The sequence below is a fragment of the Streptomyces sp. 11-1-2 genome, assembly GCF_003595545.1.
GTDB classification, from domain to species: domain Bacteria; phylum Actinomycetota; class Actinomycetes; order Streptomycetales; family Streptomycetaceae; genus Streptomyces; species Streptomyces hygroscopicus_B.
In genome coordinates this window covers 5,375,260-5,388,654 of the sequence record NZ_CP022545.1, presented here as the reverse complement: position 1 = coordinate 5,388,654, position 13,395 = coordinate 5,375,260, and the positions used below count along the sequence as shown (strand labels likewise).

The window sequence follows — 13,395 nt, the reverse complement described above, 5'->3', positions numbered from 1 at the left end:
TGGCCGACGGGTATCGGAACGTCACGCTTTGGCAAAGCGGAAATGGGAACCATGGGTTCCGGTGTTAACGCCCGAGGAGAGCCCGCCCCGTCAAGGAGGTAACGCTCGGTGAGCCAGCACGCGTCCCGGCTCGGCGGTCTGCGAGGCCGGTCCCCTATACCGTTCGGCGCCCCGCCCCACCAGCGGCTTCGCCGCATGCCACGGCGTCCGCGGCGGATCGCGATGCTCAGTGTGCACACCTCGCCGCTGCATCAGCCCGGCACCGGCGACGCCGGGGGGATGAACGTCTACATCGTCGAGCTGGCCAAGCGCCTGGCCGCCATCGACATCGAGGTGGAGATCTTCACCCGGGCCACCACCGCCGCGCTGCCGCCATCCGTCGAGCTCGCCCCCGGTGTGCTCGTACGGCATGTGGACGCGGGGCCCTACGAGGGGCTGGCGAAGGAGGAGCTGCCGGCCCAGCTCTGCGCGTTCACCCACGGGGTCATGCGGGCGTGGGCCGGGCACCGGCCGGGCCATTACGATCTCGTCCACTCCCACTACTGGCTCTCCGGCCACGTCGGCTGGCTGGCCGCCGAGCGCTGGGGAGTGCCGCTGGTGCACGCCATGCACACGATGGCCAAGGTCAAGAACGCCGCGCTGGCGGCGGGCGACACCCCCGAGCCCGCGGCCCGCGTGATCGGCGAGCAGCAGATCGTCCGCGCCGCCGACCGGCTGATCGCCAATACCGGCGGGGAGGCCGACGAACTGGTGCACCACTACGAGGCGGCCCGCGAGCTGGTCGCGGTCGTCCACCCCGGGGTGAACCTCGACCGCTTCCGTCCCGCCGACGGCCGGGCCGCCGCCCGGGCCCGGCTGGGGCTCCCGGCCGACGCGCTCATACCCCTCTTCGCCGGGCGCATACAGCCGCTCAAGGCCCCCGACATCCTGCTGCAGGCGGTCGCCCACCTCCTGGAGGAGGACCCCTCGCTGCGTGAGCGCATGGTCGTGCCCGTCGTGGGCGGCCCCAGCGGCAGCGGCCTGGCCAAGCCCGAGGGGCTGCACAAGCTGGCGGCGCGGCTGGGGATCTGCGATGTGGTCCGGTTCCGCCCGCCCTGTGCGCAGGACGAGCTCGCGGACTGGTACCGGGCGGCGTCCGTGCTGGTCATGCCGTCGTACAGCGAGTCGTTCGGGCTGGTGGCCATCGAGGCCCAGGCATGCGGCACGCCGGTCGTCGCGGCCTCGGTGGGCGGTCTGCCGGTGGCCGTACGGGACGGGGTCAGCGGCACCCTGATCCAGGGCCACGACCCCGCCGACTACGCCCGCGCCCTGCGTCCCTTCGCGAGCGAGCCGGGGAGGGTGGAACGGATGGGCGCGGCGGCGGCCCGGCACGCGGAGTCCTTCGGGTGGGACACGGCCGCCGCGGCCACGGCGGACGTCTACGCGGAGGCGATGCGTGAGCGGCGTCGCCTACGATCGGCCCATGGCTGACTCCAAGGCTGATCCCCACGCTGACCCCAAGGCCGGCACCGCCGCCGAGGCCGACCCCCGGGCCGTCATCGAGCGGACGCTGAACGACGCCGAACTGGAGTGGGAGAGCCCCAAGGACGGCACCTACGTCGTCACGCTCCCGGGCACCCGCAAGCTGTCGACCACCTGCTCGCTGCGGGTCGGCCGGCACTCCCTCTCGGTCAACGCCTTCGTCGTCCGCCATCCCGACGAGAACCACGAGGCCGTCCACCGCTGGCTGCTGGAGCGCAACACCCGGCTCTACGGGGTGAGTTACGCGATCGACCAGCTCGGCGACATCTATCTGGTGGGCAAGCTGCCGCTCGCCGCGGTCATCCCGGAGGAAGTGGACCGGCTGCTCGGCACGGTGCTGGAGAACGCGGACGGCAGCTTCAACACCCTGCTGGAGATGGGGTTCGCGACCGCCATCCGCAAGGAGTACGCCTGGCGCACGGCGCGCGGCGAATCCACGCGCAATCTTGAGGCGTTCAGCAACCTGACCCGGGATGCGGCGAAGTGAACGTCGGCGGGGCGCGTTCCGCTCGCGCTCGATGTACGGCCCGGACGCGCCTCCTTGCCATGCTTGACGCGCGTCCTTGTCATGCCTGACGCGCGTCCATCCTGACGCGACCCCTTCCGCGCACCCCTGCCCCATGGCATTCTCACGCCGTCTCTCACCTGAACTGCGTTCACATCCATGGAAGGCGGGGCTGGTTCATGGGCACGGAGATCAACAGAAGGCGGCTGCTCGGCGGCGCGATGGGCGTGGCGGCGGGCGCCACGTTCCTGGGGACGGGCACCCCGTTCCTGCCCCCCACGGACGCGGCGGCCGCATCGCGTACCGCCGCCGGACCGGGCGCCTCGGGCGGACCGCGCACCTCGGGCGGGGCGGGTACGTCCCCCCTCTGGCGTGAGTTCCGCGCCCGGCCATACACCCATCCGCAGATCCCGTACGTCGGCCGCGCCGGATTCCTCGGCGGGCGTACACACTTCCCCCGCCTGCCCGTCGTCGCCAACGTCCGCGACTACGGCGCCCGGCCCGACGGCTCCACGGACGCCGCGCCCGCGATCAACCGCGCCATCGTCGCGGTCGGTCGGCGCGGCGGTGGCACGGTCCTGGTGCCGCCCGGGACGTACCGCGTGGACGACGTCATCCGCCTCGGCTACGACAACGTCGTGCTGCGCGGCGCGGGCAGTGGCCGCACCACCCTCCACGCGACCCGCAGCCTCACCGAGCTGATCGGCCCGTACGGCAGCCGCTACGGCGGGAACAAGTCGTCCTGGTCCTGGGCCGGCGGGCTCATCTGGATCTGCCCGGACGCCCGCCTGCGCTCCCTGACCGACGCGATCCGGGCCCAGGCGTGGCCGTTCGAGGGCTGGACGGGCAACAAGCGCGACGAGTGGCACACCCTTACCGATCTCGCCGCCCCCGCCCGCCGCGGGGACTGGACGGTGACCGTCGAGGACCCGTCCGCCCTGCGCCGCGGCGACCGCGTGCTGTTCCAGCTCGCCGACGACGACACGCACTCCCTCCTGCGCCATATGGCCGGTGACGTCGAGGGCGCCGCGGAGTACGTCTGGGCCGACAAGACCAAGCTCACCTCGTACGTTCCTTACGAATGGCCGTGCCGCGTCGTCTCCGTCGACCGGTGGCGCCGCCGGGTGACCCTCGACCGTCCGCTGCCGCTGGATGCCCGGCCCGCCTGGAAGCCCCGGTTCACCACGCTCGTACGCCCGGTCACCGGCTCCGGGGTCGAGGGCATCACCCTCGACGTCGTCGAGACCCCGCAGTCGCAGCATCTGCTGGACAAGGGGTACAACGGCGTCGCGCTGCAGTGCGCGTGGGACTGCTGGGTGGACGACGTGACCGTCAACAACGTCGACAACGGCTTCCTGCTCGTCGCCGCCAAGGCGTGCACCCTGCGCCGCACCCGGGTGACGGGGCGCGGCAGCCATCATCCTTACTGCTGCCGCGAGGGCTCGCACGACAACCTCGTGGAGGACTTCGTCCTGGCCCAGCGCACCGTCCCGGCCCCGGCGGGGACGTCACTGCACGGCATCAACGTGGAGGGGCTGTCCAGCTACAACGTCTGGTCGCGCGGCCGGATGGAGATGGGCACCTTCGACACCCACCGCGGGATGCCCTTCGCCAACGTCCGTACGGAGATCACCGTGGACAACACGGGGGCGCACGGCGGCGACGCGAGCGCGGGCCCGCTCTACGGTGCGCGGTTCACCCACTGGAACGTCACGGTCGGCAATCAGCGGGCCGGGTGCGTCAAGGTCGACGACATCGCGCCGTACAGCGCGACGGTCGGGATCAGCGAGGTCCGGCAGTTCGGCCAGATCGACGTCCCGGACTTCACCGGTCCGCTGCACTCCCGTATCGAGTCCTATGGCCACCCCGAGGCCGTCCACCCCCGCAATCTGTACGAGGCGCAGCGCGCGATGGGCTGACATCTCCCGGAAAACAGGGTGCGAAACGGGGTGAAGAAATACGGTCCATGACGCCTCTTCATGGTGAACCGGCTCTGGCCGGGAACCATGAAGAGGAGACACAACGGTGCTCATGGACAATCCGTGGCTCACGGTGGCAACGGTCGTGACGGTGGGGGTGCTACGGCTGATGGGGGACGTCATCCGCTGGCTGGCGGCGCGCTCGGGCGAACGGCTCCGGGCGCGCACACTGGCCGAGTTGGTGAGCAGAACGGCACCGGGCACGGTGCTCACCGACCGCCGCCCCGACGGCACGGCGCTGACCATAAGGCGGCGGGTGGAGGAGCGGGACGGGGGCGATCGGGGTGAGTGACACCGTCGAGGAGACCGCGCGTGGCGGCGAGTCCGAGGAGGAGTTCGACGCCTTCTACGCCCGCACCTACCCCTGGCTGGCCGCCCGCGCGGTGATGCTCAGCGGCAACCGGCAGAACGCCGAGGACGCCGTGCAGGAGGCGTATATCGAGGCGATGCGCCGCTGGCCCAAGGTCAGGGCGTACGCCTCGCCCGAGGCATGGGTGACCACCACCATGCGGCGCAAGCTCTCGAAGGACGGGCGGCGCTGGTGGTTCCGCTGGAAGCCGGTCGAGATGGCCGAGACGACCGTCCCGGCCGCCACGACCGCCACCGTGGAGGAGACCGCCGAGGCACTGGCCGCGCTGCGCGCCCTCGGCACGCTGCCGCCGCGCCAGCGTCAGGTGGTCGTCATGCATTCGCTCGAGGGCATGAGCTATCGGGCGATCTCCGCCGAGCTGGGGATCTCGGTCGGCAGCGTCGGCAGCAACCTCAACAAGGCCCGCGCCCGGCTGAGCCTGCTGCTGGACGTCTCCCCGGAGCTCGGCCGCCCGACCGAGCGCCTGCTGACCCGCACACCGGAGGACCCGCTGACGGTGGCGCTGCACGGGGCCGCGGAGTGGCTGTCGGACGGCTTCCGGTCCGACGCGCGGAAGGGCTTCCGGCCTGACGCCCGGCACGGCGCCCACGACGGCACCCGGGAGGGCCGATGATCGCCGCCGCCCGTGCCCTCCTCGCCCTCGCCCTGCTCGCCGTCTTCTACGCGCTGGTCGCGGCCATGGTGCTGCTCTGGGGCGCCTTCCTCGCGGCGGCCTTATGGACCGCCGGAGAGCCGGGGGTCCAGACGCCGCCCGTGAGCGTCGTCACCGCCTGCGCGGCGTTCGCCCCGATCGTCTTCGGCATGGTGTGGGCGGTGATCCGCACCGCCCGCCCCGCCGTATCGCGTGAGGACGCGGTGCCGGTGACCCGGCGCGGGGCGCCGGAGTTATGGCGCACGGTCGAGGAGCTGGCCCTCGCCGTCGGCACCCGGCCGCCCGCCCGTATCCGGCTGACCGCCGAGGTCAACGCCTCCGTCACCGAGGACGCACCGCTCCTCGGGCTCGCCCCCGGCCAGCGCGTCCTCTACCTCGGAATGCCCCTGCTGGCCTGTCTGTCGCCCGCCGAACTGCGCGCCGTCCTCGCCCATGAGCTGGGCCACTTCTCCCGCCGCCACAGCCGCTTCGGCGCGGTCGCCCACCGGGGCGCGGCGGGGCTGGTCGCCGCCCGGCAGGCGATCCAGGAGGCGTCGGCGGCCAATGACCTGGTGCGGCTGTACGCGGGCTGGCCCCTGCTGCTGCTCGGCCTCTACACCCACGTCTTCCGCTGGCTCACCCGCCCGGTCCGGCGACGGCAGGAGCTGGAGGCCGATCGTGAGGCCGCCCGGGTGGCCGGTCCGGGCGCCATGGCCGACGCGCTGCGCTCGACGGCGGCGCTGGAGGCGGCGTGGCAGGAGTTCCTCGCGGACTTCCTCGCCCCGATGCGCCGGGCGACGGGCCGGATCCCCGACGATCCGTTCCGCGCCTTCGCCCATATGGTCGAGGCCCCCGAAGTACGGGAGCCGCTGGCCGCGTTACGCGCCCGCGCCGTAGAGCGGCCCGCCGACCGCGACGACGCGCATCCGGCCCTGGCCACCCGCTTGGAACGGCTGGCGCGCCTGCCCGCCCCGGAGCCCGGCGCCGAACCCCTTTCCCCGGGCTCCCTCTCCCCGGACCCCCTCTCGCTACGGTCGCGGTACGCGGTCGCGCTGGGCCGCGTCATGCTGTCCGGCCCGGACGCGGGTAAGCGGGTGCCGTGGCGGGACTGGCTCACCGAACTGGCCGAGCAACGGGCGACGCGCATCCTGACCCCGCTGGCCGAGGCGGTGCGCGGGGTCGAGGAGGCCGAGGGGGCGGGACGCCAGAAGGCGGGGCCGGTAACGGTGCCGGAATCGTGGCCGACCGGGGAGCCGGAAGAGGGGCCGAGCGCGGAGCCCGTCGCGGAGCCGGACGCGCGGTGGGCCGGGGAGCCGGACGCGGGACCGGTCGCAGGACCAGCCGCCCAGCCAGACGCGCTGACGGTCCAGCGGGTGCTGCGACTGCTGGATAGCGGCCGCCGTATGCCGCTGGCCCGCGCCCTCAACTCCCGTCTGCCGCACGGTGAGCGGACGCCCCACCCCGGGCAGACCGAACGCGACGATCCGCTCAGCTCCCTGGCCGACGCCCTCGCCGTGCTGATCGGAGCGCAACTGGTCGCGCGGGGGACCGCGTACTGGGCCATGAACTGGACCGGCCCCAGCATCCTCGTACCGCCCGACGGCATCGCCCCCGAAACCATCCGCACCTGGGCCGACACCGCAGTGCGGCTGCCCGGCCAGACCCAGCGGTTGGGGCTGCACCTGGCCGCCCTGGGCGTGGACGAACGCGCACCCCTGCCCGGCCCGGCCGGGGGCACGGCGGCTGGACCGATGCCGGGGGAGAAGGCGCGGCGGATCAGCATCACGCCCGAGGTCACCGGCCCCGCGCGCCGGCGCATCATCGGCGTAGGGGCGCTGGCGCTCACCGTGCTGGTGGGGATGACGGGGCTGATGTTCGCGCTGTGGGCGAACAGGGACGAGCCGAGCTACCCCCGGATCCCGGTGACCCGGTGGAACGACCGCTACCAGCCGGGCGGCGGCACGGGGACGGAGCCCGCCCCGTACCCGACCTACGGACAGCCCACCTTCCCGGACCGGCCGACGATCCCGACCTACCGGCTGCCACCGCCCTCGATACCGAGCATCCACATCGAGCCCGTGATCCCCAGGCCCGCGCCGTAATCGCACCGGGCCGCGCCCCTAGCCGCCGGCGCCCTCGCCCACCCCAGCCCGGACGCCGCCCCCGGCACCCACCACACCCTCAGCATCCACCTCAGCACCCACTCCAGCACCCACCTCAGCATCCACCCCAGCACCCACGTCGCCCTCAGACGTCCCGCCCCCAGGCTGGTTCCGCATCGCACGCCCCAGCGCCGCGTACCCCCCGGCCGCCACGAGCCCCACCACGGCGCTGCTCGCCCACAGGGCGTCCGCCCCGAAGCGGTCCATGACCGCGCCACCCACCAGCGGCGCGGTGAGCGAGGCGAGGGACCACGACAGGCTGTACATCCCCTGGTAGCGGCCGCGCGCATGGGTCGGGGAGAGCCGGGCCACGAGCCCCATCTGCGTGGGGGAGTTGATGATCTCGCCAAGCGTCCAGACGGTCACGGCCACCGCGTACATCCCCACCGACCCGGCGAAGGCGGTCAGCCCGAAGCCCCCTCCGGTCAGCAGCGCGGAGGCGATCAGCAGCGGCGCCGGATCCCGATGTTCGAGGAACCGCGTCACCGGGATCTGTACGGCCACGATCAGCGCGCCGTTCGTCGCGATCGCGATGCCGTAGTCCGTGCTGGACAGCCCCTCCGCCCCCATCGCCACGGGCAGCGCCACGAACGCCTGCTGGATGAGGGTCGCGACCAGATATGACAGCCCGACCACGGCCATGAACCGCCGGTCCCGCAGCACCGAGCCCAGCCCGGCCTCCGGCTTGTCCACTGCCATATCCCCACCGCCACCTCCGGCGGCGCCACCCCGCTCCGGACGGGACTCCGGCACCTTGGCGAAGACGATGAACGCGCACAGCAGCGTCATCCCGGCGTCGCCCAGGAAGAGCGTGAGATAGCCGTGGCTCGCGATCAGCCCGGCCGCCGCCGCGGAGACGGCGAAGCCGAGGTTGATGGCCCAGTAGTTGAGCGCGAAGGCCCGCACCCGGTCCTCGGGACGGACGATGTCGGCGATCATCGCCTGCACCGCGGGCCGTGACGCGTTGCTGGTCATCCCCACCAGACAGGTCACGACGGCGATGGCGACCGGGTTCTGGACGAAGCCCAGCACGGCGACCGTGACCGCCGTCGACACCTGCGATACCAGTAGCGTGGGCCGCCGCCCCAGCCGGTCGGTCAGCACCCCGGAGACCACCGCCGACACCGCCCCGCCCAGCCCGTGCAGCGCCCCGACCAGCCCGGCGAACATCGGCGAATAGCCCCGGTCCACGGTCAGGTACATGGCGAGAAAGGTGGCCACGAACCCGCCCAGCCGATTGACCAGCGTGGAGGTCCACAGCCACCAGAACTCCCGGGGCAACCCCGAGACGCTCTCCTTCGCGGCCCGTTTCAGTCGAGCGACGGACACCGGACGACTCCCCCCTGTGCGCGACACAAGCCGCATCTGTAAGTGGCACAACCAGCATCCGCAACTTACCGACGCGGCCCCCCGCGCCGCCAGCGAATTGACGGGGTCCGTCAACCGACCGCCTCAGACCGGTCCAGTAGGCTCGGCGGCATGGCCGACGCACCGTACAAGCTGATCCTCCTCCGCCATGGCGAGAGCGAGTGGAACGCGAAGAACCTGTTCACCGGCTGGGTGGACGTCAATCTGAACGAGAAGGGCGAGAAGGAGGCGGTCCGCGGCGGTGAGCTGCTGACGGACGCCGGCCTGCTCCCCGACGTGGTCCACACGTCCCTCCAGAAGCGCGCCATCCGCACCGCCCAGCTCGCCCTCGATGCCGCCGACCGCCTCTGGATCCCGGTCCGCCGCTCCTGGCGCCTCAACGAGCGCCACTACGGCGCGCTCCAGGGCAAGGACAAGGCTCAGACCCTCGCCGAGTTCGGCGAGGAGCAGTTCATGCTGTGGCGCCGCTCGTACGACACCCCGCCGCCCCCGCTCGAGGACGGCGCCGAGTGGTCCCAGAGCGACGACCCGCGCTACGCGACCATCCCGCCGGAGCTGCGCCCCCGCACCGAGTGCCTCAAGGACGTCGTCGAGCGCATGCTGCCGTACTGGTACGACAGCATCGTCCCGGACCTGCTCACCGGCCGCACCGTCCTGGTCGCCGCCCACGGCAACTCCCTCCGCGCCCTGGTCAAGCACCTCGACGGCATCTCCGACGCCGACATCGCGGGCCTGAACATCCCCACCGGCATCCCGCTCTCCTACGACCTCGACGCCGACTTCCGCCCTGTCAACCCGGGCGGCACCTACCTCGACCCGGAGGCCGCGAAGGCCGCCATCGAGGCGGTAAAGAACCAGGGCAAGAAGAAGTAGGTTTTGTGATCATGCCCCCGACCTGCGCATACGGCGCGGTGCGGGGGCATTCTCACGGTCTGGGCCCACTGTGGGCCCTCAGTGTCCCGGACCCTGTGGCCGGAGCGCGCGGCCGATGGCCTTCCGGGCGCGGTCCCGGCTGCTGGGCATGAGGTGCGCGTACACCTTCAACGTCAGTCCCGGGTCGGAGTGCCCCAGGTACTCACTGACGGCTTTGATGCTCTCGCCCGCGTCCAGCAGAACGGACGCGTAGAAGTGCCTCAGCGCGTGCATGCCGTGCTCCCGCGCGGCGGCATGCTCACGGCTCTTCGCCTCGGGGATGACGCCCGCTTTGGCGAGCGAGGGCTTCCAGTGGTCTTCGTTCAGCGACGTTCGCCAGACGTGGCCGCCGTTGGGCCCGCTGAAGATGAGTTGCTTGGTCACCGGCTGGCCAGTCGCTCGCATCCACGGCAACGTGACCTTGACCGGCGGGAAGCGCTTGATGTGCTCCTGGAGCGCTTCGGCCACGGGATCGGGCAGAGGCACGTCACGGAGCTTGCCGCCCTTCGGGGGTGCGAACACGGGCTTACTCAGGCTCAGCTTGAGTTGCTGCACCACATGCAGGGTGCCGGTGTCGAAGTCCAGCTCATCGACACATAGCCCGAGGATCTCGCCTTGCCGTAGACCGCAACCGGCGCCCACGTCGACCATGGTGCGGAAGCGTTCGACCATGGCGGTCCGCACGGCGAAGACGCGTTCTGGCTGCCAGGGCACGACGCGACGCGTGCCCATCTCGGGGAGCGTCACCGTGCGGGAGTTGCAGGGGTTCCGGCGAAGGTAGCCATCCTCTGCCGCTGCGGAGAGGACGGCGCGAACGTTGGAGAAGATCACGCGAGCGTACGCGCCGGACATGCCGGATGCTTCGAGCTGAGTCACGAACTCCCGGATGTGACTCGGCTGGAACGACCCGAGCGGACGCGAACCGATGCGCGGGAAAGCGTGCAGCTTGAGCTGAGACTGCATGGACGCGCGGGTGTTCGGGTCTCCGCTCTGGCTTGCAAGCCATTCCTCCGCGAACTCCTGGAAGGACGTCCGGGAGGCGTTCGGGTCGATGTAGTCGCCACGGGCCACGTCCGCCGTGATTTTGCTCAGCCACTGCTCAGCGAGGCGCTTCTGTCCGTCGGGGAAGGACTTGCCCTTGCGCTTGCCGTCAGGCGCGAAGTAGCGGACGCGGTAGCGCATACCCGTGCCGTAGCGCTCGGTCTTGACTCGGACGGCCTTGCCGTCGGCGTTGGTCTCGGTCCTGTACCAGCGGTCTTGGATGCTGCCTGCCATGGTCAGGCGTGCTCCTTCGGGAGTGTTGGGCGTCACGGGGGTGTGACGCGGGAGTCATGCAGGTCATGCCTCATGCCGGGAGGCTGCGCCGGGGGCGTCACGCCCGTGACAGCGGTTGGCGTCACGGGCGTGACGGCTGGGGATGGCTGCCGCGCGGTGGGGTCAGGCGGCTTCGTCGTGTTCGGTCTGTTGCTGGGCCCAGGCGTGGACGGCTGCGGGGTCGTAGCGGAGGTACTTGCCGATGCGGATGGCGGGGGGCCCGATGCGCTTCCTGCGCCAGGCGTAGACCGTCTCGGTGCTCGGGAGGCTGAACATCACGACGAGGTCTTCGGGGGTCAGGTACCGGTCGGGTAGACCGCCGTGGAGCGTGGCGCGCGGTCCGGTCGGGCGGGTCGATCGGGTGGTCATGCGGCCGTTCCTTCCGTGGTGGACGGCTCGGGGCGGGTCGATCGGTCGGGGGTGGAATCGAGGTGGATGGGCTGGTGAGGGGTAGACCGTTCGCCCCGGTCGGGGGTGGACAGTCGGGCGTGCGCGAGTCGGGCCAGCAGCCGCGCAACGGCGAGCGCGGCCGGGGCCGGTGCGGGGGTGGAAGTCGGGTGGAAGTCGGGGGCGTTCACCCGACTTCCACCGGGCCCGACCAGGCGCAGCACGGCGTGAGCAGTCGGCCGGCCGGTCGGCTGGGCCGCCCCCATGGCGGGGGTGGAAGTCGGGTGAACGCTCCGGTTGTTCACCGCGTTCATGGCGTTCACGGCCGGAGCGTTCTGGACGTTCGTGGCGTTCACCGTGAACGGCTCAGCGTTCATGGGCCGGGCGTCACCGTTCACGGTGGACGGCTCGGTGTTCACGGGCGGTCGGTTGGGGGTGTGGTGGGCGCACAGGAGGAGGGCGAGCAGGAGGGGGACCCGTTCGGCCTTGCGGTGGTTGCAGTCCCAGCAGGCCAGCACCAGATGCTCAGCCGCCCAGGTGCGCAGGAGGGACACCGGGACGATGTGGTCGATCGTGGCTTCCCGGCGCCTGGTGAAGGGGCGGTAGCAGTAGGTGCAGCGGCGGCCGTCGCGCCGGGCGAGTTGGCCTCTGCGGGCGCGGCGTTTCTGGGCGTTGGGGGGCCGGGGTGGGGGTTGGTTCACGGGGGTCACCACTGGGCCCGCAGCGGCCGGGCCCACCGGTTGCCGGGCTCCGGCGGGGGCGTCGCACCGAGCGCGTAGGCGCCGCTGTCGGTGCGCACGATCATCGGCAGCGGCACGGGCAGGGGCCCGCGGATGAGGTCGAAGCAGGCGCGGGCGCGGGCGCGGTCGGGCATGAGCTGCCGGTAGAGCCAGCGTCCGGAGCCTGCCGGATCGGGCACCCGCGCCAGGTCCGCGACCGTGCCGCGCCCCAGACGGACCAGAGCGGCCACAGGGAGGCGTGCGGCGCCGTCGCGGATGTGGCGGGCGACCTGGCGGGGGCCGGGGCGTCCACGGGCGGCTGTGCGGCCCCAGTCGGACAGGTACAGGGCGGCGGCGGCTTCCCCGGCGGTCATGGGCCGGGTGCGGGCGTTGCGGTACCAGAAGGTGAGGGCGAGCCGGTAGGCGTACCAGCGGCACTCGCCCACCTCGAAGAACTCGCTGGAGTCCAGGTGCGAGAAGTCCTCGGTGTGCTCCAGCAGCCCGGCCGGGCCCATCTCGCGTACCTGCTGCTTCAGCAGGTCGTACAGGGCGTCGGTGGTGATCTGAGGCAGGTCACAGAGGTCCGCGCAGCCTTCGAAGAGGGCGGCGGCGGTCTCCTCGCGGCACAGCTCCAGCCCCTCCACGGGCACCGAGGGCAGCGCGGTGCCCATCTGGCGCCGGGCCCGCAGCGGCGCAGCGGTGGTGGGGACGTGGGCGAACAGGGCGGCGGTGGGAGTGGTCACGACTCCACCGCCCACACCTGCGCAGCATCGCCGGACGTGGTGGACGCGCCGGTCGACGTGGCCGGGCCCGAGGACGACAGCACCCGGCCGCCGCTGCTGGAGCCCCACCGCATGGCGTGGATCTCGGCCGCGCAGTGGACCGGGCACATCAGGTCCACTTCACCGTCTTCCCAGTCGTAGAAGCCGATGCTGCCGGTGCCCCGGCAGGGGCACGGACCGTCCACCTCCGTGTCAAAGACGCGGGCGCGTCCGGCGTCCGACAGCGGCACGTAGGCGTGGCTGTTGGACGCCTGCTGGCCAGCCCAGTCCAGCCGCTTGGCCTTGGGGAACCGCTCCTCGTGCCGCCGCTGCACTTCCTCGGGGACCAGGCCGAAGGAGGTCAGGGCCTGATGCCCCCGCTCGAACGCCGCCCAGCGGCGCAACTCCTGCTCGCCCAGCCGCTCGGCCCCCTGCACGATCCAGGCACGCACCTGGTCAGCGGGGAACCGACGACGCGCCGACGGCATGTCGGAGACGTACAGCGCAACCGTCCGCTCGGCCAGCGTCAGGTCAGCGACCCGCGCGCTCACCGGCTCCAGCGGCGAAACGCCCTGCTCGGCCGGGCGGGCATGCGGCTTCACCAAAGTTCCAGGCATGATGGATGTGCCCCTTCGAGGGTCGGGGAGCGGCGGCTTTGCTGGCAGGCGGGACGCCGCTTCTCTGTATGGACACGCCCGTTTTGGGCATGGCTGTGCCCTGTGAACAGGGCGTTGGACTTTCGCGACCACTTCTCATGAGAAGTGAT

13 protein-coding genes are annotated in these 13,395 nt (G+C 72.0%); 7 read left to right on the top strand and 6 right to left on the bottom strand.

Annotated features, from left to right (window positions below):
* Positions 1-108 precede the first annotated feature (108 nt).
* The 6 genes from mshA (at position 109) to CGL27_RS22485 (ending at position 7,108) form a co-directional block, all read left to right on the top strand.
* Positions 109-1,470, top strand: coding sequence for a D-inositol-3-phosphate glycosyltransferase (gene mshA, locus CGL27_RS22510; protein WP_119989606.1), 1,362 nt, complete (start codon positions 109-111; stop codon positions 1,468-1,470).
* Positions 1,463-2,008: a YbjN domain-containing protein gene (locus CGL27_RS22505; protein WP_119994502.1), complete on the top strand. Its 546-nt coding sequence runs from the start codon at positions 1,463-1,465 to the stop codon at positions 2,006-2,008. Before mshA ends, CGL27_RS22505 begins: the two co-directional genes overlap by 8 nt.
* Before the next feature lie 197 nt (positions 2,009-2,205).
* A complete protein-coding gene (locus CGL27_RS22500; protein WP_119989604.1) occupies positions 2,206-3,945 on the top strand; it encodes a glycoside hydrolase family 55 protein in 1,740 nt (579 codons plus the stop codon).
* 112 nt (positions 3,946-4,057) lie between these two features.
* Positions 4,058-4,297, top strand: coding sequence for a hypothetical protein (locus CGL27_RS22495; protein WP_150112962.1), 240 nt, complete (start codon positions 4,058-4,060; stop codon positions 4,295-4,297).
* Positions 4,290-4,988: a sigma-70 family RNA polymerase sigma factor gene (locus CGL27_RS22490; RefSeq protein WP_240450599.1), complete on the top strand. Its 699-nt coding sequence runs from the start codon at positions 4,290-4,292 to the stop codon at positions 4,986-4,988. Before CGL27_RS22495 ends, CGL27_RS22490 begins: the two co-directional genes overlap by 8 nt.
* Positions 4,985-7,108: a M48 family metalloprotease gene (locus tag CGL27_RS22485; RefSeq protein ID WP_119989602.1), complete on the top strand. Its 2,124-nt coding sequence runs from the start codon at positions 4,985-4,987 to the stop codon at positions 7,106-7,108. Before CGL27_RS22490 ends, CGL27_RS22485 begins: the two co-directional genes overlap by 4 nt.
* Positions 7,109-7,126: 18 nt before the next feature.
* Here the strand turns inward: CGL27_RS22485 and CGL27_RS22480 are convergent, their stop codons facing one another.
* Entirely contained in the window at positions 7,127-8,497 is a 1,371-nt protein-coding gene (locus tag CGL27_RS22480; RefSeq protein WP_205587733.1) for an MFS transporter, read from the bottom strand.
* Positions 8,498-8,647: 150 nt separating this feature from the next.
* Here CGL27_RS22480 and CGL27_RS22475 point away from each other — a divergent pair, with 150 nt between their 5' ends.
* Positions 8,648-9,409, top strand: a complete 762-nt coding sequence (locus CGL27_RS22475) for a phosphoglyceromutase (protein WP_078642133.1) — start codon at positions 8,648-8,650, stop codon at positions 9,407-9,409.
* A 78-nt stretch (positions 9,410-9,487) separates the two neighbouring features.
* Here CGL27_RS22475 and CGL27_RS22470 read toward each other — a convergent pair whose 3' ends face one another.
* The 5 genes from CGL27_RS22470 to CGL27_RS22450 form a co-directional block, all read right to left on the bottom strand.
* Positions 9,488-10,723 (bottom strand): tyrosine-type recombinase/integrase, encoded by a 1,236-nt coding sequence (locus tag CGL27_RS22470; protein WP_119989600.1) that lies wholly within the window; start codon positions 10,721-10,723, stop codon positions 9,488-9,490.
* Positions 10,724-10,885: 162 nt separating this feature from the next.
* Positions 10,886-11,131: a helix-turn-helix domain-containing protein gene (locus CGL27_RS22465; RefSeq protein ID WP_119989598.1), complete on the bottom strand. Its 246-nt coding sequence runs from the start codon at positions 11,129-11,131 to the stop codon at positions 10,886-10,888.
* The gene (locus CGL27_RS22460) at positions 11,128-11,850 is read right to left on the bottom strand and encodes an HNH endonuclease signature motif containing protein (protein ID WP_119994501.1); all 723 of its coding nucleotides are present in this window, start codon (positions 11,848-11,850) and stop codon (positions 11,128-11,130) included. Before CGL27_RS22460 ends, CGL27_RS22465 begins: the two co-directional genes overlap by 4 nt.
* 5 nt (positions 11,851-11,855) lie before the next feature.
* The gene (locus CGL27_RS22455) at positions 11,856-12,611 is read right to left on the bottom strand and encodes a hypothetical protein (protein WP_240450598.1); all 756 of its coding nucleotides are present in this window, start codon (positions 12,609-12,611) and stop codon (positions 11,856-11,858) included.
* Positions 12,608-13,246 (bottom strand): hypothetical protein, encoded by a 639-nt coding sequence (locus tag CGL27_RS22450; protein WP_162953043.1) that lies wholly within the window; start codon positions 13,244-13,246, stop codon positions 12,608-12,610. The genes CGL27_RS22455 and CGL27_RS22450 overlap by 4 nt, the downstream gene beginning before the upstream one ends.
* Between the last annotated feature and the right edge of the window lie 149 nt (positions 13,247-13,395).

What these genes read in the sequence shown, in the direction of transcription:
- CGL27_RS22475 (WP_078642133.1), top strand. Translation starts at nt 8,648, where the DNA reads ATGGCCGACGCACCGTACAAGCTGATCCTCCTCCGCCATGGCGAGAGC.
- CGL27_RS22450 (WP_162953043.1), bottom strand. Translation starts at nt 13,246, where the DNA reads ATGCCTGGAACTTTGGTGAAGCCGCATGCCCGCCCGGCCGAGCAGGGC.
- CGL27_RS22485 (WP_119989602.1), top strand. Translation starts at nt 4,985, where the DNA reads ATGATCGCCGCCGCCCGTGCCCTCCTCGCCCTCGCCCTGCTCGCCGTC.
- CGL27_RS22505 (WP_119994502.1), top strand. Translation starts at nt 1,463, where the DNA reads ATGGCTGACTCCAAGGCTGATCCCCACGCTGACCCCAAGGCCGGCACC.
- CGL27_RS22470 (WP_119989600.1), bottom strand. Translation starts at nt 10,723, where the DNA reads ATGGCAGGCAGCATCCAAGACCGCTGGTACAGGACCGAGACCAACGCC.
- CGL27_RS22495 (WP_150112962.1), top strand. Translation starts at nt 4,058, where the DNA reads ATGGACAATCCGTGGCTCACGGTGGCAACGGTCGTGACGGTGGGGGTG.
- CGL27_RS22500 (WP_119989604.1), top strand. Translation starts at nt 2,206, where the DNA reads ATGGGCACGGAGATCAACAGAAGGCGGCTGCTCGGCGGCGCGATGGGC.
- CGL27_RS22465 (WP_119989598.1), bottom strand. Translation starts at nt 11,131, where the DNA reads ATGACCACCCGATCGACCCGCCCGACCGGACCGCGCGCCACGCTCCAC.